General features: G+C 44.7%; 13 protein-coding genes and 6 tRNA genes. 1 reads left to right on the forward strand and 18 read right to left on the reverse strand.

Going from position 1 to position 20,774, the window contains the following annotated elements:
* Window positions 1-12 precede the first annotated feature (12 nt).
* The 18 genes from EXU30_RS05055 to recA all read right to left on the reverse strand — a co-directional run bounded on the left by EXU30_RS05055 (window position 13) and on the right by recA (window position 17,685).
* A complete protein-coding gene (locus EXU30_RS05055) occupies window positions 13-1,371 on the reverse strand; it encodes a hypothetical protein (protein ID WP_130598114.1) in 1,359 nt (452 codons plus the stop codon).
* A gap of 246 nt (window positions 1,372-1,617) precedes the next feature.
* Complete coding sequence (locus EXU30_RS05060) at window positions 1,618-2,835, reverse strand: alginate export family protein (RefSeq protein ID WP_130598115.1); 1,218 nt, start codon at window positions 2,833-2,835, stop codon at window positions 1,618-1,620.
* A 109-nt stretch (window positions 2,836-2,944) separates the two neighbouring features.
* Window positions 2,945-3,805, reverse strand: coding sequence for an ABC transporter ATP-binding protein (locus EXU30_RS05065; RefSeq protein WP_130598116.1), 861 nt, complete (start codon window positions 3,803-3,805; stop codon window positions 2,945-2,947).
* A gap of 36 nt (window positions 3,806-3,841) precedes the next feature.
* Window positions 3,842-4,825 (reverse strand): ABC transporter permease, encoded by a 984-nt coding sequence (locus EXU30_RS05070; protein ID WP_130598117.1) that lies wholly within the window; start codon window positions 4,823-4,825, stop codon window positions 3,842-3,844.
* 41 nt (window positions 4,826-4,866) lie between these two features.
* Entirely contained in the window at window positions 4,867-6,183 is a 1,317-nt protein-coding gene (locus EXU30_RS05075; protein WP_242620390.1) for a CmpA/NrtA family ABC transporter substrate-binding protein, read from the reverse strand.
* 973 nt (window positions 6,184-7,156) lie between these two features.
* Complete coding sequence (locus EXU30_RS05080; RefSeq protein ID WP_130598119.1) at window positions 7,157-8,287, reverse strand: sodium ion-translocating decarboxylase subunit beta; 1,131 nt, start codon at window positions 8,285-8,287, stop codon at window positions 7,157-7,159.
* Between the two features lie 9 nt (window positions 8,288-8,296).
* Entirely contained in the window at window positions 8,297-9,955 is a 1,659-nt protein-coding gene (gene oadA, locus EXU30_RS05085) for a sodium-extruding oxaloacetate decarboxylase subunit alpha (RefSeq protein WP_423213360.1), read from the reverse strand.
* A 145-nt stretch (window positions 9,956-10,100) separates the two neighbouring features.
* Window positions 10,101-10,361, reverse strand: a complete 261-nt coding sequence (locus tag EXU30_RS05090) for an OadG family protein (RefSeq protein ID WP_130598120.1) — start codon at window positions 10,359-10,361, stop codon at window positions 10,101-10,103.
* A 778-nt stretch (window positions 10,362-11,139) separates the two neighbouring features.
* Window positions 11,140-11,216: transfer RNA gene (locus EXU30_RS05095), tRNA-Arg, on the reverse strand.
* 67 nt (window positions 11,217-11,283) lie between these two features.
* Window positions 11,284-11,375, reverse strand: a tRNA-Ser gene (locus EXU30_RS05100).
* A gap of 10 nt (window positions 11,376-11,385) precedes the next feature.
* A tRNA-Arg gene (locus tag EXU30_RS05105) sits at window positions 11,386-11,462 on the reverse strand.
* A 35-nt stretch (window positions 11,463-11,497) separates the two neighbouring features.
* Window positions 11,498-11,574 (reverse strand) — tRNA-Arg (locus EXU30_RS05110).
* Between the two features lie 35 nt (window positions 11,575-11,609).
* Window positions 11,610-11,686 (reverse strand) — tRNA-Arg (locus EXU30_RS05115).
* Between the two features lie 23 nt (window positions 11,687-11,709).
* Window positions 11,710-11,801: transfer RNA gene (locus EXU30_RS05120), tRNA-Ser, on the reverse strand.
* A gap of 537 nt (window positions 11,802-12,338) precedes the next feature.
* Window positions 12,339-12,536, reverse strand: a complete 198-nt coding sequence (gene csrA, locus EXU30_RS05125) for a carbon storage regulator CsrA (protein ID WP_011865020.1) — start codon at window positions 12,534-12,536, stop codon at window positions 12,339-12,341.
* A 747-nt stretch (window positions 12,537-13,283) separates the two neighbouring features.
* Window positions 13,284-15,905, reverse strand: a complete 2,622-nt coding sequence (alaS, locus tag EXU30_RS05130) for an alanine--tRNA ligase (protein WP_130598121.1) — start codon at window positions 15,903-15,905, stop codon at window positions 13,284-13,286.
* Between the two features lie 278 nt (window positions 15,906-16,183).
* On the reverse strand, window positions 16,184-16,603 hold the full coding sequence (locus tag EXU30_RS05135) for a regulatory protein RecX (protein ID WP_423213376.1): 420 nt from the start codon (window positions 16,601-16,603) through the stop codon (window positions 16,184-16,186).
* A gap of 29 nt (window positions 16,604-16,632) precedes the next feature.
* Entirely contained in the window at window positions 16,633-17,685 is a 1,053-nt protein-coding gene (recA, locus tag EXU30_RS05140; RefSeq protein ID WP_130598123.1) for a recombinase RecA, read from the reverse strand.
* A gap of 485 nt (window positions 17,686-18,170) precedes the next feature.
* Between recA and mutS the strand changes: the two genes are divergently transcribed.
* Window positions 18,171-20,747 carry a DNA mismatch repair protein MutS gene (gene mutS, locus EXU30_RS05145; RefSeq protein WP_130598124.1) on the forward strand — a complete coding sequence of 859 codons (2,577 nt, stop codon included), beginning with the start codon at window positions 18,171-18,173 and terminating at the stop codon, window positions 20,745-20,747.
* Window positions 20,748-20,774 lie beyond the last annotated feature (27 nt).

The raw sequence follows: 20,774 nt of genomic DNA on the forward strand, positions 1-20,774 counted from the left end.
TACTGCGACGATTTATAACTTAATCAAGCTATGCTCAAAAGGACTCATAGCATCAGGAATTAATACAAAGCTGTAATTCCCCTCGCCCTCAACACTGATAGAGTCTGACTGATATACCAACGTTTGCGTACCATTATCACTCTCACTCACCACGCTGATACGGTAATCTTCTATAGGTAAATCAATGGATAACTGCTCTTCAAAATCAACGTCTGTAAGCGTGTATTCGGCATTTTCAACGGTCTCATTATCTCGCACAAAGTACACGTTTAAATCGTCATAAAAGTAGGTCAGGTTAGTAATATCAACTCGAAATTCATAAGGTCTTGGCCTTAAATCTTGCTCAATCACTATGCCACTGGCTTGTGTGTCACTGGTTGGGTAGACCAATACAGTTTTAATCTCGCCTTGGTTAAAGGTCATTAGCAGATTATCAAATAAGATAGTCCCGTCTTCTGCCGACTTTGCCTTAACAGCAAAGTCGTTGTACCCAATAGATTCAAACGGACTGACGGCGAAGCTAGTTAAATCATGCACATATTGGCTTTCATCTTCACTGACGATTTCAACATCAATGGTTTGATTCTCAAGCCCGTTGAATACGTTAATTTCGGCTTCGGACTCCAGCGCAGTGTAGTTAGTTGGCGTAGTTGTAGAGTCGACATTATCAATAGTAAAGCCAAGCTCCCCTGCGCCAAAGCTTGGGCGCATCACCAATTTGTACACTGTATTGGCGCTTAGACTCATACTACCTGTGGTATAAACCACATCTTTGGTGCCAACATCAGTTAGATACACGACATAATCTTCGGTATCGAATATTTGCTCTGTAGTGTAACTGCCGTAATCGACTGTACCTAACAGCACTGCTTCTTCAATAGCTTGTGTTTCTAAGGCGATATAAGCATCAAAACTTTGCTCTACTGCAGCATTAGCCACCAGCACTTGCATCTTCGAGTATTCATTGTCTTCGTCACTGTTAAGTTCATCCATTTCAGTGCGTGAAAAGCTAACATCTAGCACCTCAGGAGAGTGAAAATCGCCATAAAGCACTAACAGGTGTTCATTCTCACCATCTAGGGTGACATCCTGGGTGTATAGCTCGAAGCTAGTGCCATCTTCATCAAGGCCATACAGCGAAAACTCCATGGTGCCTGTGGTATAGCTGTAACGCGGAATAGCGTCAGCAAAGTCGACTGTGCCATAGGTGTAATCGTCAATTAGCACAGCGGTTAAGGTGCTATTGGCGCTGGCATTGTAGTACTGAAAATAGCCGCTGGTATCGGTTGAATCATCAGAATCACTGCCGCAACCCAGTAAACTTGTACCGATTAAAGACACCAACATTAGTGAGCGAAAATTATTATCCATGGTTACCTCATTAACCTTTCAATTACATCTCGCTAACTATGACAACGGCCATACGTAAATCTGTGTCAAGAAAGGTAATGAAGTCAATGCAAGTGTCATGGCAACTGCACATTCAACAAAATCGAAAATAACAAAACTAACAAAGCAAAGCGGGCATGCCCTATGGACATGCCCGCTTTTGGTTTCGCAGTACGACACCGTTAACACATTTGTATGGACGTGCTCACGATAACCTGCTTGTCGAGGTTAGAACTTAGCGTTAGCCCAAACCCAAACCTTGTCGGTATCGACTTTACCTGCACCTGCATCACCCGCAGAGTAAGCAGCATACTTAATACCTAGTAGATAGTTCTTTTGAATAGGTAGCGTGAACGATACATCGATCTCTGAGCCTAAATCATCAACCGTGGCAGAAGACTTATCTGCATCGAACTTGTGATAAGCCAGTGCCCACTTACCATCCATTAGCTTGCCACCAACTGAGGCGTAAAGATCAACTAGGCCTTCATTTGGCGTACCTAAGAATTGGTCAGCCCAACCGTTGAATTTATGTAGTGTCGCCAGTGGTGTCGAGAAGCCATACTGACCGTTGTCAGAGCCCAGTTTTTCGTAGCCGCCTTTAATCGTAAAGCCAGCTAGACCAACACCAGCTTCAAGCGCTAAGTAATCAGCATCATACTTAGTTGTCGCTGTCGTAGACTCCTGCTTAGCGTATTCTGCTTTATACATGACTTTGGTGTCAGCAAGCTTAGTTGAACCCGTAAAGTTAACACCGTAAGTATCTAGGCCATTCTTAACATCGTTATCAACTTCAAGTAGGTAGCCATAACCGGTGACTTTACCAAAACCTAGGTTGTATGAAGCGTTAAACATGTGGTCTTTTGCGCGCACGTCCTTGGCTTCAGCAAAGATACGGTTACGCTTGGTAATGTAGCCATAATCAACCTGGAAAGCATCAACTGCGTATTGCATAGTGATACCATCAAAGGTTTGGCGGTCTTGACGCCAGCCAACATGGCCCACAAAGCGTTGATTACCTAATGCGATGACTTGGCGACCTAGCTTGGCTTTAAAGCCTTGGCGCTTGTATTGTAAAAATGCTTGATCAAGCTCAGTGGTGTTAGGATCAGCAATCACTGAATATTCAGGATTCTTACCTAATGTGTCGTTATAGTCATCAACTCCAAACACATTACGTGAATCTTCAAACTCTACTAATGCTGACAGACCATAGTAATCTGCCGTTGCAAAAGTAAGACGAGTACGCAGGGTTAATGCATCGGCATCTTTAAGTGCATTATCTTGCGCTACATTTTCATAACGGAAGTTAAGATCAACTTTCGCGCTCCCTTGCGTGAAAGCATCTGCAATGGAGTTTACTTTGGCATCTTCTGCGTGAGCAGTCCCCATTGCCATTAACACCGCACAGCTAAGTGCTGACATTGCAATTTTTTTGTTCATCATCTATCCCTATTTTTCTTTAATTTGGCAAAAATCGAGTTTTGCCTATTTCACGTTACTTACATTCAATTAAGCAACGCATCACCCAAGCGAAACCTTAGCAACCAAACGTTTACTTTTCTGTGACATATTTAGCACTTTGTCGCAATTCCGGCATTTTTGATACCACTTTTGGCTGACTGATTGATTCAACTTTGCGCTGCTTCTCATAAAGAAACTTCAACACCTCTGATCGCAAATAGTTGTACTGCGCATCTTGTGCCAGTGCTAAACGATCCCTTGGTCTTGGTAAGTTCACATCAAGCACTTCCCCTACCGTTGCCTCAGGGCCATTGGTCATCATCACAATCTTGTCTGACAACAACACGGCTTCATCGACATCATGGGTGATCATAATTACTGTGTTATTTAACTGTGCCTGGATCTCCATTAGTGAGTCTTGCATATGCGCTTTTGTCAGTGCATCCAGCGCGCCAAATGGCTCATCCATCAGCAAAACCTCCGGCTGCATCGACAAGGCTCGGGCAATACCTACCCTTTGCTTCATACCACCAGAGATCTCGCTTGGCAGCTTGTCCATCGCGTGCCCCATGTGTACCAGCTCAAGGTTATGCTCAATCCAGTCGTGCATTTCAGCCTTGCTCATTTTGTTGGCAAACACCTGCTTAACCGCTAGCTCAACATTTTGATAAGCCGATAACCATGGCATTAACGAGTGGTTTTGAAACACCACCGCTCGCTCAGGCCCAGGCTCGGTGACCTCGCTATTGTTAAGCAACACGCCACCGTTTGATGCCTGATAAATACCCGCTACTATGTTAAGTACGGTAGATTTACCACAGCCTGAGTGGCCGATAAGCGATACAAACTCGCCCTTATTGATTTTTAAATTGACGTCTTGCAGTGCGGTAAACGCCCCTTTTGGGGTGGGAAATACCATATCGACGCCGGTGATCTCTAAAAACGTCCCCATAACAACTCCTTAAATATGGCTAGGTAACTGATTAGCCTAGTGCTTTTCCCAAGATGCCCAGCGCTGCACCGCTAACACACCTCTATCTAGTAAAAAGCCAATAAAGCCAATCACTAACACCGCTGCCATAATTCTCGACAAGGACTCAGAGCTACCGTTTTGAAACTCGTCCCAGACGAATTTGCCCAGCCCTGGGTTTTGCGCCAGCATTTCTGCGGCAATCAATACCATCCAAGCAACACCAAGAGATAAGCGCATGCCGGTGAAAATCATCGGCACAGACGCGGGTAGCACGATTTTCTTGATGTGGGTCCATGTCGATAATCTCAGCACCTGACTCACATTGAGCAAGTCTTGATCAATTCTTGACACACCTATGGCGGTGTTGATGATCATTGGCCACACACTACATAAGGTGACCGTGAGCATTGAGTTGATAAACGACTTAGCCACAATAGGATCGGCAGAAACATAAACACCGCTCACTACCATGGTTACCAAGGGCAGCCAAGCTAGTGGTGAAACAGGTTTAAATAGCTGAATAATCGGGTTTATTGCCGCTTGAACACTCGCGTTTAACCCCATTAAGATCCCCAACGGAATCGCCAGAAACGCTGCTAAACCAAAACCACTCATCACCGTAATCAAGCTAGTGACGATTTGATCCCAAAACGTTTCTTTGCCAGTGTATGGGCGCACTTTAGCTTGATAGCTAGGGTCTTTGGCGACCCTATCTGCATTACGTTTATGCTGACGCTCATAAAATGCCTGTGCTTTTTGCCGCTCAGTAACATGCTCTTGATAAAGATTGTCAAACTGAGTCAGTACAGCCACAGGGCCTGGAAACTTGCCCAGCGAGGTATTAATGCTATTAGCTGTGATAGCCCACACTAATAGGAAGCAACTAATCCCCACTAGCGGTAGCAGCAACACCTTGCTGCTCGCTAGTATTTGGGCAAACATGCTCTGCAACTTGCCTTTACTCAGCTCGGCGTTTTCGAGGGATGAAATACTACTCATATCCATACTCCTTTACGCAAATCCTCTAAGCCCGTGCGGACTTACAGTCTTTCGCCTTGCTTTAGACCGATTGCAAATGAGTTGATGTAAGCATTTGGCTTACTACCGTCATAGACAATGTCATCGATAAAGTGAGTTTGTGGCTGCTTGAAACCGGTTTCAGTTTCAAAGTTAGGGAATGATTCAGCGCTGATCAGCTTATCGGCAATCAGTGATTTTGCCGCTTTAGCATAAATGTCAGGGCGATAGACCTTAGCCGCGACATCCTTGTACCAAGTATCAGGCTTGTCGTCTGCAATCTGACCCCAACGACGCATTTGGGTTAGATACCAAATCGCATCAGAATAGTATGGGTAAGTCGCGTTGTGTCTAAAGAACACATTGAAGTCTGGTACTGAGCGCTTATCACCTTTTTCATACTCAAAGGTACCTGTCATGCTATTGGCAATCACATCATAATCAGCACCGACATAGTTAGATTGCGACAAGATCTTCACCGCTTCAGGGCGGTTAGCGTTATTGTTGTCATCTAACCATTTCGCTGCGCGAATGAGTGCGCGAGTTAAGCGAATAGTGGTATTTGGATACTTCTCGGCAAATTCAGCTGTGATACCAAATACTTTCTCAGGGTTGTCTTTCCAAATCTCATAGTCAGTGACGACCGGTACGCCAATACCTTTAAATACTGCTTGTTGGTTCCACGGTTCACCCACGCAGTAACCATAAATGGTACCTGCTTCTAAGGTTGATGGCATTTGCGGTGGCGGTGTAACTGATAAAAGCGCTTGAGCATCAATTTGACCTGAGGTATCACCTTTGTGCGGCGCATAGTATCCAGGGTGAATACCGCCAGCCGCTAACCAGTAACGAAGCTCATAGTTATGGGTCGATACCGGAAATACCATGCCCATGTTAAATGGCTTGCCCGCCTGGGTATATGAATCGACCACAGGCTTTAATGCGTCAGCTTTAATTGGATGCACCGGCTTACCATCGGCTTGCTTAGCAATGTTTGGCTTCATTTTGGCCCATACATCGTTTGAAACCGTAATCGCGTTGCCGTTTAAGTCCATCGAGAAAGGCGTAATAATGTGCGCCTCGGTGCCATAACCAATAGTTGCGGCAATTGGCTGACCCGCTAGCATGTGCGCGCCGTCTAAGCGGCCATCAATCACGCCATCAAGCAATACCTTCCAGTTGGCTTGAGCCTCAATAGTGACGTAAAGCCCCTCATCTTCGAAATACCCCTTCTCGTAGGCAATGGCAATCGGTGCCATATCCGTCAGCTTAATAAAGCCGAACTTAAGCTCTTCTTTCTCTGGGTAACCCAGCTCAGCCTGAGCGCCTATGCTCACCATAGATGCACTTAGACCCAAACCTAAGGCAATAGGCTTGATGCTGGTTAACACACTATTGAGCGTTGACGCCCATTTACCTTGTGTTTGCTTAACCTCGGTCAGCAATTTCTGATAGCTAGAAGTAATTTTCATATGCTCCCTCATTTCTATTAATAAACCAAAAAACAGCTCCAAACAGATACCTCAAAGTGAGTAAAAACTATGGAGTTCTGTGCGGAAATAATTTGTTTTATAGGCTGTTAGCCAACTTGGTTTAACTAACGCCCCCAGTTAAATGTTTCACAATGTATCTCAAAAGGGATATTTCACTATCTGTGCCAATATTCATAAACCTTTGATAGTTAACACTTTGATTACATTTTGAGAGATAAAAGCAGAAATATGCACAGCTAGATTGTGCAGTTTGTGAGCATCTCACTACTTAACTGCACCAAAAGAGGTATATAAAAACCCTAAAAAATTTGGGGGCAAAAATAAGGGAAAACGAACAAAAACAAGGAGAAAATAAAAAGGGAAGGCCTTAGGGTTAATTACGACTAATCAGACAAAAAGTTAATCAATAAGGCTCTGGGTAAATACCGAATGTATCGACCTTTGAAAGCGACCTGTAAGCAAGCGTCAAAGCAGATTTAGACGAACAAAGTAAACGTGTACCTGATGAAAAAGGTGGCTTTGTGTGAGCTATCTTGAAGCAAGGCGAGATCATGAACATTTATCGCGCGTTATCTTATGGGATTAAGGAGCTTTGAGTAAGCAAGCCTCTTTAGCAGGGATGCTAAAGCGGAGGCATCAGGGATGATTTAACGGCGCCTTGCGCAATCAAAGTTCGTTAATCCTTAGTACATGGCTGATAATCAATCACTCATGCGCTCACCCTGATGCCCAACTAGTGTAGTCGGTGGGCTAAAGCTAAAAACAAAAAGGCGCCCCGATTAAGGTGCGCCTTTCAATACTAAATGGTTAACCTGTTGAGCTAGCCCAGAACCGCAAGCAATACACCTGCAGCAACAGCACTACCTAATACGCCAGCGACGTTTGGCCCCATCGCATGCATCAGCAGGAAGTTTTGTTGGTTAGCTTCAAGACCGACCTTGTTCACCACACGCGCCGCCATAGGTACAGCAGATACACCCGCTGCGCCAATAAGTGGGTTCACCTTACCGCCTGATAGTTTGCACATCAGCTTAGCCATTAACACACCAGCCGCGGTACCAATACTAAACGCCACTGCACCTAGTACCAGAATGCCCAAGGTTTTAATGGTTAAGAATTGATCTGCTGACAACTTAGAGCCCACAGCCAAACCTAAGAAGATGGTCACTATATTGATCAGCTCATTTTGCGCCGTTGATGACAGGCGATCGACCACACCACATTCTTTCATCAAATTACCTAGGCAGAACATACCAACAAGTGGCGTGGCTGCAGGTAAAAACAAAATAGTTAAACCAAGCACCATTAGCGGGAAGATGATTTTCTCTTGCTTACTCACCTCGCGCAGCTGCTCCATCTTAATTTCACGCTCAGCTTTTGTGGTAAGTAAACGCATAATTGGCGGCTGAATAAGTGGTACCAGCGCCATATAAGAGTAGGCAGCAACCGCAATTGCGCCTAGCAGCTCAGGCGCAAGTTTGGATGCTAAGAAAATAGCTGTTGGCCCATCTGCGCCGCCAATAATGGCAATCGCTGCAGCGTCAGTCATGCTAAATTCAAATCCTGGCACTAAATTCAAGCCAATGGCACCCAGCAAGGTAGCAAAGATACCAAATTGGGCTGATGCACCTAACAACAGGGTTCTTGGGTTTGCAATCAAGGCGCCAAAGTCTGTCATTGCGCCTACGCCCATAAAGATCAGCAACGGGAAAATACCCGTCTCAATACCTACGTAATAAACGTAGTACAGCAGGCCACCTTCATCGGTAAATCCGCCGTTGGGAATATTCGCCAAAATGGCGCCAAAGCCAATCGGCAACAATAACAGAGGTTCGAAGCGCTTACCTATAGCCAAATAAAGCAGCAATAAGCCAACGCCTATCATCACTAACTGAGTTGCCTCAAAGTTAGCAATACCGGTTTCATTCCAAAATGCAATTAGTCCGTCCATGCCACCCTCTTATGCAATCGCTAATAAAGGTGAGCCGACCGATACGGTATCGCCTTGCTTAACAGCTAGTTGAGTCACAACGCCAGACTGCTGAGCGCGTACTTCAGTTTCCATCTTCATGGCTTCAAGAATAATGACCACCTCGCCTTCTTCAACGCTTTGACCATCACTTACTAGCACTTTAAAGATGTTGCCAGAAAGCGGTGCACTCATAGTTGTAGCAGCGCTATTGGCCGCTTGCGTGGCTGCTACAGGCGCAGTGTTGACTGGAGCTGATACAACTGGCGCGGCAACTGGTGCGATTTGGCTGATATCGCCTCCTTCAGCAACTTCAACCACGTAGCTTTGACCTTGTACATTCACAGTGTAAGTTTCAGGACCAGTTGCAGGCTTGGCCGCAGCAGGTGCGACATCATCAGCACTTGGAACAGGCTCAAAGGCTTCAGGGTTACCGCGGTTTTCAAGGAACTGCAGACCGATTTGATTAAATAAAGCGTAAGTCATTACATCATCGTCTGTTTCATCTGCCAGCGTTAACCCTTTGTCTTTAGCAATGTCGCTAAGCTCTTGACGTAGCTTGTCTAGTTCAGGCGCAAGCAAATCGGCAGGGCGGCAAGTAATCGCTTCACTATCACCCAGCACCCGCTTTTGCAGCTCAGCGTTAACCGCTGCCGGTGTTGCGCCGTATTCGCCCTTGAGCACGCCCTCGGTTTCTTTGGTCAGCGCTTTGTATCGCTCGCCCATCAGCACGTTAATAACCGATTGTGAACCAACAATTTGCGAAGTAGGAGTCACTAATGGCAAATAGCCAAGATCTTCACGTACCCGTGGGATCTCTTCTAACACTTCATCAAGTTTCTCAGCTGCGCCCTGCTCTTTTAGCTGGTTTTCCATGTTGGTTAGCATGCCGCCCGGCACCTGCGCGCGCAAAATACGTGAATCAATGCCTTTTAGTGCACCTTCAAATCGAGCGTACTTCTTGCGTACCTCTCTAAAGTAGGCTGCAATTTCTTCCATAATGGCTAAGTCATAAGTGGTTTCACGCTCTGTACCTTCCACCATAGCAACTAGGGTTTCACTGGCACTGTGACCATAGGTTTGACTCATTGAAGAAATGGCCGTATCAAGCACATCAACACCTGCCTCAATAGCTTTTTGATAGGTTGCAGTGCTCAAACCGGTAGTCGCATGACAATGCAGCGACACCATTAAGTCAGTTTGACTCTTAAGGCGACTAATAAGCTCATAAGCTTCCATTGGCTTGAGCAAGCCAGCCATGTCTTTGATACACAGAGAGTCAGCGCCCATATCTTCAAGGCTTTTTGCCATATCAACCCAGGTATCAAGAGTATGTACTGGACTAGTGGTATAAGAAATGGTGCCTTGCGCGTGTCCGCCTACATTCTTAACTGCTTTTACTGCAGTTTGAAGATTGCGTACATCGTTCATGGCATCAAAAATTCTAAATACATCAACACCATTGGTATGTGCACGCTCAACGAAACGTGTAACTACGTCATCAGCATAATGGCGGTAGCCTAGTAGATTCTGCCCACGAAGCAACATTTGCTGCGGTGTATTAGGCATGGCTTTTTTAAGCTCACGGATACGATCCCACGGATCTTCACCAAGATAACGAATACAAGAGTCGAACGTCGCGCCCCCCAAGATTCCATTGACCAGTAGCCAACTTTGTCTAGAAGTGGAGCAATAGGTAACATATCGTCAATACGTAGACGGGTCGCCAGAATTGATTGATGGGCGTCGCGCAGCGCTACCTCGGTTAGTGCTAAAGGCTTGGTCATAACGTCTCCTAAGACTGACGATGTTGTTTACGATATTGATGAACAGCTGTGGTAATAGCGGCAACGAGTGCTGGATCTAACGTGCCTGCAGGTGCAGCTTGAGTGTTGACAGCGGCTTGCGTTGGCACCACCGCTTGTTGCGTTGCGGGAAACAATCTGGCGACAATGCTAATCCCTATGATTAAAGTACTTAAGAAGATAAATACCAATCCCATCCCCATTATCATGATGCTAAGAGCTTCAGATAACTGTTGGCTTAACTCTCCCATAATTTGCGACTTCCCCTGTTAATCCGCAATTCAATGCTTTACTACTGCAAGCAATGCGTAAATATTTTATGAGTCTATTTATACACCTCAGTTAGCAACCTTAATTCGAGCCTAAAGCTCAGGTTTTGATGGCAAAAGAGGTTAAATCAGCTCAAAACCAATGACAAAATGTATTCAATCTATACCAAGAAAGGTACGCCCGTGTAAAATGGTCTTACCAAAAATAATAATTACTCAATCAAACAATTGAACATACCCCAATAAAAACCGCAAATTTTTAATGAATATTCAAAAAAACAAGCTCACCAAGAATTATTTTTATAGTTTGTGAAAAACTGCTCAATTCACAGACAATTCGGTCAGCAACAGAATTATTCACCAATTAATGACATGATTAACAAGCTTTGTGTTAGTGATTAAACAAAACACAATACTGGTTAAATTTCTAGATATAAATCTAAGTCTGGCTGACAAATGATTAAGTTTGCTCGAGAAATTTTAGTTAGATAAGTAGTAATGCTTGCACGGTGGATGCAAAGTATTGTTTATGGAAGGTTCAGGAACGAACTAGTTAAGTAACGCGATACGGGAAATACAGATTAAAGCAGCATGTTACTACCGCTTAAAAAGTGGGTTATATGCGAGCAAACTATAAAGAGGGTCTAGCCTAACCAGCTGAAGTAGTAGCCTAATTGAACGATAACCACCTTATGAAATTGATGATCTTGGGCAGAAAACAAAAATGCCCCGCTATAAAGCAGGGCATTTTTGTTTGATATGGTACGCGTGAGAGGATTCGAACCTCTGACCGCCTGGTTCGTAGCCAGGTACTCTATCCAGCTGAGCTACACGCGCAAATCAGTTTTGTTCCTTACAGCATAGACTAAGTAATTTAACTTGCCTCAACTTATGCAGTAAAGAATGGCGGAGAAGGAGGGATTCGAACCCTCGATGGGAGATAAAGCCCATACTCCCTTAGCAGGGGAGCGCCTTCGGCCACTCGGCCACCTCTCCACACAAATAATGGTACGCGTGAGAGGATTCGAACCTCTGACCGCCTGGTTCGTAGCCAGGTACTCTATCCAGCTGAGCTACACGCGCACAAATTTGGGGATATTACTAATCTAATGCAGAGATGGTACGCGTGAGAGGATTCGAACCTCTGACCGCCTGGTTCGTAGCCAGGTACTCTATCCAGCTGAGCTACACGCGCATCTTATATCTTCTTGCAATAGTCCTTAATAAAAATGGTACGCGTGAGAGGATTCGAACCTCTGACCGCCTGGTTCGTAGCCAGGTACTCTATCCAGCTGAGCTACACGCGCATCGTTTTTTATCAAGTAAGAAATGGCGGAGAAGGAGGGATTCGAACCCTCGATGGGAGATAAAGCCCATACTCCCTTAGCAGGGGAGCGCCTTCGGCCACTCGGCCACCTCTCCGTTTTCTTGGCGCACATATTACTGTCTGCCGGAAATAAGTCAAACCCTTTTTAGGAAACACTCAGTCATTTGGGGTGTTTTTAATCACATTGCGGAGTTTGGCGTCAAATCATGATGAAAACAGTGTTTTAAATTACAAAAATTATACTCGCCCGATAAAAACGGTACAAAATCAAAACACCAAATAAGCTCATTAGCGCCTATCTACCAGTATAGTGGTGACTCCTTACGGCTTTTGAACTGTGCTAATCGAACTTTATTAAGCAAGTAATCATGTAAAGCGCAAAATGTGGGAATGTTATAATGAAGTATTGCTGGAGGTTTTTTGCACAACTGGTAATAAGAAGTTGATGAATCTCTCTCTGACTTGTCCATCACTGAACCTGAAGCCTGATATTAGTAGCGACTGCTAATCAGTTCTGACTATCGAAAAGCTAGGTTTAGGCAAGGACTAACCAATCAATTTGTGCTTTCGCCTTATCCCAAAAACAAAAAAGCCAGCAATGAGCTGACTTAATGTTACGCTTCCAACTTCGATTAGAAGTTGCCACCTTCTGAAGATGAACCTGATTTCTCAGATTGAATGCGCTGATAAATCTCTTCACGGTGAACAGAAACCTCTTTTGGTGCATTGACGCCAATGCGAACCTGGTTACCTTTAACACCAAGAACAGTTACAGTGACTTCGTCACCAATCATTAATGTTTCGCCTACGCGGCGAGTCAAAATCAGCATTCGATTGCTCCTTTAGTTCAATCTGCATAACACTTTGTCCGTAATATGCGCTCATTATAAGGTCAGCTAACGACAAAATCATAGTGTCTATTACTAAATACGCCGTATAAATAAGATTTTTTGTTAATTAAGATGCCCTAGCGCTTTTTAACCGCATAAACCACCAAAAAAACCAAAGTATAACAAACATACTTTTAACATAATTTTCAATTTGAACATGTAAAACGTACATTTTATCGACACAAGCATTTACGACCTTATGTAAATGCATCACTTTGACTAAAGCTTAGTCGAAAAAGTGATCTCTAGCTTTATCCACTATGCCAAAACTCGGTTAGAGTCACAAGTAATATACAAATAATTCAAGCTGTTCCGTACACATCAAGCGAATAATTACCCTGACAATTTATAAGTGAATGCAAGCAACGTATACTTTTATTAGCCATTGCCTAATGAGATGCAGCTTTAACTCTCGCCTGCGTTGACAGTTAAGGTCATGATAAAAAAGACTATTTCCATAAAAACCTTTGAAAAAACAGACAGAAAGTAGCGTGCTTCGAACTTTGAACATCATTGCCATATGAGTTGATTATTCGTTTAGACACATCGGCAGAGCACAAGCGTTTTCAGGCACATTCTATTTGATGATAACCACCTTTTCTAGTTCAATGGTTTAAGGTTAAAAATCAAAAAAGGCCTTCAAATGAAAGCCTTTTTGTTTATATACCAATGTTCAATGGTAATGAATTACAACTTATCGGTTATCCAAGGAATAACAGATGCAAGTGCAGCATCAAGGTTTTCTGGTTGGCTACCACCAGCTTGCGCCATATCAGGGCGTCCGCCACCTTTACCACCTACTTGCTGAGCGACCATAGAGACTAACTCACCAGCCTTAATTTGCTTAGTTAAGTCATTACTTACACCGGCAATTAAGTTCACCTTATTGTCGCCAGGAATACCTAACACGATAATCGCGGATTTAAGCTTTTGCTTTAACTCGTCTTGCAAGCCGCGAAGCGATTTAGGGTCAGCGCCTTCTAGCTTCTTAACTAAGACCTTAATGCCATTAATTTCAACGGCATCACCAGCTAAATCAGCACTTGCCGCAGCGGCTAGCTTATCTTTAAGTTGCGATAGTTCTTTCTCTAAAGACTTCACTTTATCAAGTTGAGCTTGCAGCTTAGCAACCACTGAAGCTGAATCTGACTTTAATAGTGCCGCAGCTTGATCTAGCTGGGCTTTTTGCTCAGCAACATGCTCCATTGCAGCTGCGCCAGTTACCGCTTCAATACGGCGAATACCAGCAGCGATACCACCTTCAGAGGTAATTTTAAACAAACCAATATCACCAGTGCGACCAACATGGGTACCACCACAAAGCTCAATCGAGAAATCACCCATAGATACTACACGCACTTTATCATCGTACTTCTCACCAAATAGCGCCATTGCGCCCTTCTCTTTGGCTTCTTCGATGTCCATTTCAGCAGTAGTTAGCTGATGGTTACGACGAATTTGAGTGTTAACCAAATCTTCAATCGTCTTTAGCTCTTCAGCTTTCACGCCTTCAAAGTGAGAGAAGTCAAAACGTAAACGCTCTGGCTCAACAAGAGAGCCTTTCTGAGTCACATGACTACCTAGCACCTGACGAAGGGCAGCATGCAATAAGTGAGTAACCGAGTGGTTTAGCTCAGTGCGATGACGTAACTTTTTATCAACTTGTGCATTAAGCTGCTGGCCCAGTTTAATCTCACCTTGGCTCACCTCACCTTGATGACCTGTCGCGCTACCAAACTTTTGCGTGTCACTAACCTTAAACTCGATACCATCAGCAGTCAGCAGGCCTTTGTCACCAACCTGACCACCTGACTCAGCATAGAACGGCGTGTTATCAAGTACGATAATACCTGATTGACCTGCGCTCAATACTTCAACTGCGTTACCGTCAACATAAATACCAGTCACCGCGCCTTGACCTACAAGGTCGGTATAACCGCAGAACTCAGTATCATCTTCAATAACCAGGCCTGCGTTGTAATCAGCGCCAAAGTTACCTGCAGCTTGAGCGCGGCTACGCTGCTCAGCCATCGCAGCTTCAAAGCCAGCTTCGTCAACATTAATATCGCGCTCGCGACATACATCTGCAGTTAAATCAACCGGGAAGCCATAGGTGTCGTAAAGCTTAAATACTGTCTCACCGTCTAAGGTGTCAGATTTAAGTTCATTCAGTGCACCATCAAGAATTTGCAGACCACGTTCAAGGGTACGAGCAAACTGCTCTTCTTCAGCTTTGAGTGACTTTTCTACAATCGCTTGCATCGACACTAGCTCTTTGGCTGCATCGCCCATCACTTCAATCAATGTTGGCACAAGCTTGTAGAAGAATGAGTCTGTCGCGCCAAGCTTATTACCATGACGCACAGCGCGGCGGATAATACGGCGCAGTACATAACCACGGCCTTCGTTAGATGGCATAACACCATCTGCGATTAAGAACGCACATGAACGAATGTGATCGGCAATCACACGTAGTGATTTGTTTTGTAAATCTTTAACACCGATGATTTCAGCAGTTTTAGCAATTAGCTTTTGGAAAATATCGATTTCATAGTTTGAGTGCACGCCTTGCATAATTGCAGCGATACGCTCAATACCCATACCTGTATCTACTGATGGCTTAGGTAATGGCAGCATTTCACCGTCAGCTTGACGGTTATATTGCATAAATACGATGTTCCAGATTTCGATAAAACGATCGCCATCTTCTTCTGGTGTGCCAGGGCGGCCACCCCAAATGTGCTCACCATGATCGTAGAAAATTTCAGTACATGGACCACAAGGGCCAGTATCACCCATTTGCCAGAAGTTATCTGACGCGTAAGGTGCGCCTTTGTTATCACCAATACGGATAATATTTTCAGCGGCTACGCCAATTTGCTTGTTCCAGATTTCAAATGCTTCATCGTCTGTTTCGTAGATGGTTACGCATAGCTTTTCTTTTGGTAGCTTTAAGGTTTGAGTTAAGAAGTTCCACGCAAACTCAATCGCGTCTTCTTTAAAGTAATCACCAAAACTAAAGTTACCTAGCATTTCAAAGAAAGTGTGATGACGCGCAGTATAACCCACGTTATCTAAATCGTTATGCTTACCACCGGCACGAACACAGCGTTGTGACGTTGTTGCGCGGTTATAGCTGCGCTTTTCCATACCCAGGAAGGTTTCTTTAAACTGATTCATACCCGCATTGGTAAATAACAAGGTTGGGTCGTTATGCGGGACAAGTGAACTACTGTCTACAACTTGGTGTCCGTTTGACTCAAAGTACTTTAAAAATGCACTTCTTAATTCGGCAGTGGTTTGAAACATGAAATGATCCTGGATATCAGTTTTGAAAACTCAATAAATGTAAGCTTAGCGCAAGCCCAGCCTACACATAGAAATGTCGGCATTATATACCTATTGTGCGTCAATAAGCGAGATGATAAAAGCGATTAAATACAGTGGTAATCCTGATGCAAACAGGTACTTTAGGGGATTAGCGTGGACAATTTGAAGGCAATGACTGTTTTGACAAATTGACGCCTTAAAAGCTGAAGGAGAATTTACAAAATACCAAGTGAAACTTGTAGGTGGATACGTAAAGCTTAGTCTTCAAGATATGGGTCATAATCAAGGGCGTATGCAACTTGATCAAAGCTAAACCCTTGGCCAACTAGATGCCTAACCCGTCTTGCTTTTTCTTTATGATCGCTTGTCTTGGGTGTGCCGTACTTTTTAACCGCTTTTTGCTTGGCAAGTTCAAACCAATCACAATCGCTGGCGTCAATGGCTTGCCTTATCACGTTTTTACCCAGGCCTTTTTGCGCCATCGCTTGGGAGATGCGCATTACACCATGACCTTTGGCAATATGGCTTTTAAGTAGCAAGGCTGCATAACGATCATCACATTGAAAACCTTGAGCTTCGCAGTAATCTAATGTTTGCTCAATTTCGAGTTGTTCGAAGTCTTTTTGCAGCAGCTTAGAGTAAAGCTGCTGGCGGGAGTAATCGCGGCGCGCTAACAGCGCTACCGCGTATGACTTTGCTGATTGGCTCAGAATACTTCACCAGTCTCTAAGTCGATATTTTCTTCACCTTCAACTGCATCTGCTTTGTTCGCTAGCAACATGCCGCGAAGCGCCGCTTCAATTTCAGCAGCAACTGCTGGGTTTTCGCCTAAGAAACGACCGGCATTAGCACGGCCTTGACCAATCTTGTCGCCTTTATAGCTGTACCAAGCGCCAGCTTTATCAAGTAGCTTGTGCTTGACACCTAGGTCAACTAGCTCACCAGTGCGGTTAATGCCTTCGCCATATAGAATTTGGAATTCAGCTTGCTTAAATGGTGCAGCAATTTTGTTTTTCACCACTTTGACGCGTGTTTCGTTACCTACAACTTCATCACCATCTTTAATTGCACCTGTACGGCGAATATCTAAGCGAACAGAAGCGTAGAACTTAAGTGCGTTACCACCGGTTGTTGTTTCAGGGTTACCGAACATAACGCCAATCTTCATACGGATTTGGTTAATGAAGATAAGCAGGGTATTTGACTGCTTTAAGTTACCAGCAAGTTTACGCATTGCTTGACTCATCATACGAGCAGCAAGACCCATGTGCGAATCACCAATCTCGCCTTCAATCTCAGCTTTTGGTGTTAGTGCCGCTACCGAGTCGACAATAATCACATCAACTGCACCAGAGCGAGTTAACGCATCACAAATTTCTAATGCTTGCTCACCAGTATCAGGCTGAGAACAAAGTAGGTTATCAATATCAACACCTAGCTTTTTAGCATAAATTGGGTCAAGCGCGTGCTCAGCATCGATAAAGGCACAGGTTTTACCTTCTTTTTGCGCCGCAGCAATAACTTCAAGGGTTAATGTCGTTTTACCAGAAGACTCAGGACCATAAATCTCAACGATACGTCCCATAGGTAAACCGCCCGCGCCTAGCGCTGCGTCTAATGATAATGAACCGGTAGAGATAGTCTCAACGTCCATGGTGCGGTCTTGGCCAAGCTTCATAATTGAACCTTTACCAAATTGCTTTTCAATCTGACCTAATACAGCGTTCAGTGCTTTCTCTTTATTCGGATCAACCTTCATTGTAAAACCCTCTAAGGTATTCAATATTATGCAAAATATTCGTATTAACTTGTGATTACAGCTAACTAGGTGCTGCTCAATATGATGATAAGTATACTGTACAATCATACAGTATCAATAGCTGGATCGACTTTTTTTTAACAGTTAACTATTTCTTACATCGATTCAATTAATTACCTATGTAGTTAACCTGAACTCGGGATTAGAAAATGCCAATAAGTCCTTCGTACAGAGTTATACTCAGCATTAAGTTTCTAGCGAGATAGTTTTATTTAGTTCAAGGCGAAGCTACGCGTCAATAGCTAGCCTATTGCAAGTAGCTTCAACATCTTCACTTTACTAAGAGACAGCCAAAAATTACCGTTGAAAACCGATTTATTATCCTGTGCTCAGGTTAGTTACTCCTAGCTGATTCTACTCTTGCCATTAACTTGCTAAGATAGCCCCTTTGCGATTTCCCATCGAATAAAGAGTTCCAACCAAGCATGACACAAGTAGATACCTCAAATTTAGATAAACACACCCCTATGATGCGCCAGTACCTAACATTAAAAGCCGCCCACGCTGACATGTTATTGTTTTATCGCATGGGTGACTTTTATGAGTTGTTCTACGACGATGCCAAAGACGCTTCAGAGATGCTTGGTATCTCGCTCACCGCACGTGGCAAAAGTGGCGGTGACCCAATTCCTATGGCAGGCATCCCGTATCACTCAGTTGAGAACTATCTCGCTAAACTTGTGCAACTAGGTCAATCAGTTGCGATTTGTGAGCAAGTTGGTGACCCTGCTACAACCAAAGGCCCAGTTGAGCGTCAGGTTGTGCGCATCGTAACGCCAGGTACGCTCACCGATGAGGCTCTACTACAAGAGAAACAAGACAACTTACTGGCTGCGGTCTATCAGGCGAAAGTGGGTTATGGCTATGCCACACTTGATGTGTCATCAGGCCGTTTTGTTATTGCCGAGCTTGAAACCGACGAAGCATTAGAAGCAGAGCTGCAACGTACCAATCCTGCGGAGCTGTTATATAACGAAGAGTTTCATAACACCCTGCTACTGAGTCAATATAAAGGTAACCGTCGTCGCCCTGAATGGGAGTTTGATTACGACACCTGTATCAACCTACTGCTCAACCAATTTGGCACCAAAGACTTACGCGGTTTTGGCATTACAGATGCTCGCTCGGGTCTGCAAGCTGCTGGCTGCTTGATGCAATATGTTAAAGACACGCAGAAAACCGCCCTGCCTCATATCAACTCAATTGTACGTTTCAACCCAAGCGAGTCAATTGTACTAGATGCAGCAACCCGCAAGAATCTTGAGCTGACAGTCAACTTATCAGGCGGGCATGAAAACACCCTCGCTTCTGTGTTGGACAACACTGCAACGCCAATGGGCAGTCGTATGCTGCAGCGCTGGATCCACCAGCCGCTTAGAGAGCATCAAAAGATCACGGCGCGCCACAATGCAATCAATGAATTGATCGACAGCAATCTCTACGATGAACTGCACGACCAACTCAAAGCCTTAGGTGATGTTGAGCGTATCATGGCAAGACTTGCCCTGAGAAGTGCTAGACCACGGGATTTTGCCCGCTTAAAACAAGCACTGGCATTGTTACCAGAGATCCAACAGACACTAGCTAGTTGTCAGCAGCCGCAGCTGCGCGCTCTTGCCAAGCTAATGGGTGAATTTCCAGAGCAACACGCGCTGTTAGATAGCGCCATTATTGATAATCCTCCAGTGCTTATTCGTGACGGCGGCGTGATTAAACCCGGTTACAACGCTGAGCTTGATGAATGGCGCAGCTTAAGTGAAGGCGCCAGTGACTACCTTGTCGCATTAGAAGCACGCGAGAAAGAGCAAACGGGGATCAATACGTTGAAGGTTGGCTATAACCGCGTCCACGGTTATTACATAGAAGTGAGCCGCTTACAGTCTGACAAGGTGCCACTTAGCTACCAGCGCCGTCAAACACTTAAAGGTACTGAGCGCTACATCACCCCTGAGCTAAAGGAGTATGAAGAGAAGGTTCTTTCAAGCCAGGGTAAAGCGCTAGCGCTAGAAAAACAGCTTTGGGAACAACTATTCGACCTGCTACTGCCTAAGCTTGCAGAGCTTCAGGACTTTGCCACCGCTGCCGCGCAATTAGATGTACTGACTAACTTTGCTGAGCGCGCCGAAACCCTTAACTATCATTGCCCTGTGATGCAGTCAGGCATTGGCATCAAAATCGATGCTGGCCGTCATCCTGTTGTCGAGCAAGTGAGTCAAAGTGCCTTTATTGCTAACCCTGTCGAGTTAAATTCACAGCGCAAAATGCTGGTTGTAACTGGCCCAAATATGGGCGGTAAGTCGACCTATATGCGTCAGGTTGCTCTAATCACCTTGATGGCTCACATAGGTTGCTTTGTGCCTGCTGAGCAGGCTCAGATTGGTGAGGTAGACCGCATCTTTACTCGTATTGGCGCATCAGATGACTTAGCTTCTGGCCGCTCAACCTTTATGGTAGAGATGACAGAAACCGCTAATATCTTGCACAACGCAACACCTAAAAGTTTGGTGTTAATGGACGAAATTGGCCGCGGCACATCAACCTATGATGGCCTGTCTCTAGCCTGGTCTGCTGCTGAATACCTGGCTAACAAGGTCAGTTCCCTCACTTTGTTTGCGACCCATTACTTTGAGCTTACTCAACTGCCAGATATGATCCCAAGTGTGGCTAATGTGCATTTAGATGCCATAGAGCATGAAGATACCATTGCCTTTATGCACGCGGTTCAAGAAGGCGCAGCAAGTAAAAGCTATGGTCTACAAGTTGCGGCACTAGCGGGGGTGCCAGCTCATGTGATTAAGTCAGCAAAACATAAACTTGCCCAGCTTGAAAGCCGTGGAGGTCCGCTTGAAGCAAGCACACCAACTCAAGCAGCCTTACCACTTGCCGCTTATGATCCTGAGCCTAGTATGGTGGAGGAAAAGCTCGCTACTATTGAACCAGATAACTTAACTCCGCGTCAGGCGTTAGATGCCTTGTATCAGTTAAAGCAGCTGCTGGACTAGTTGATAAAGTGAGTTTTTACCGCTTAT

It is taken from the genome of Shewanella maritima, from assembly GCF_004295345.1.
GTDB lineage: Bacteria > Pseudomonadota > Gammaproteobacteria > Enterobacterales > Shewanellaceae > Shewanella > Shewanella maritima.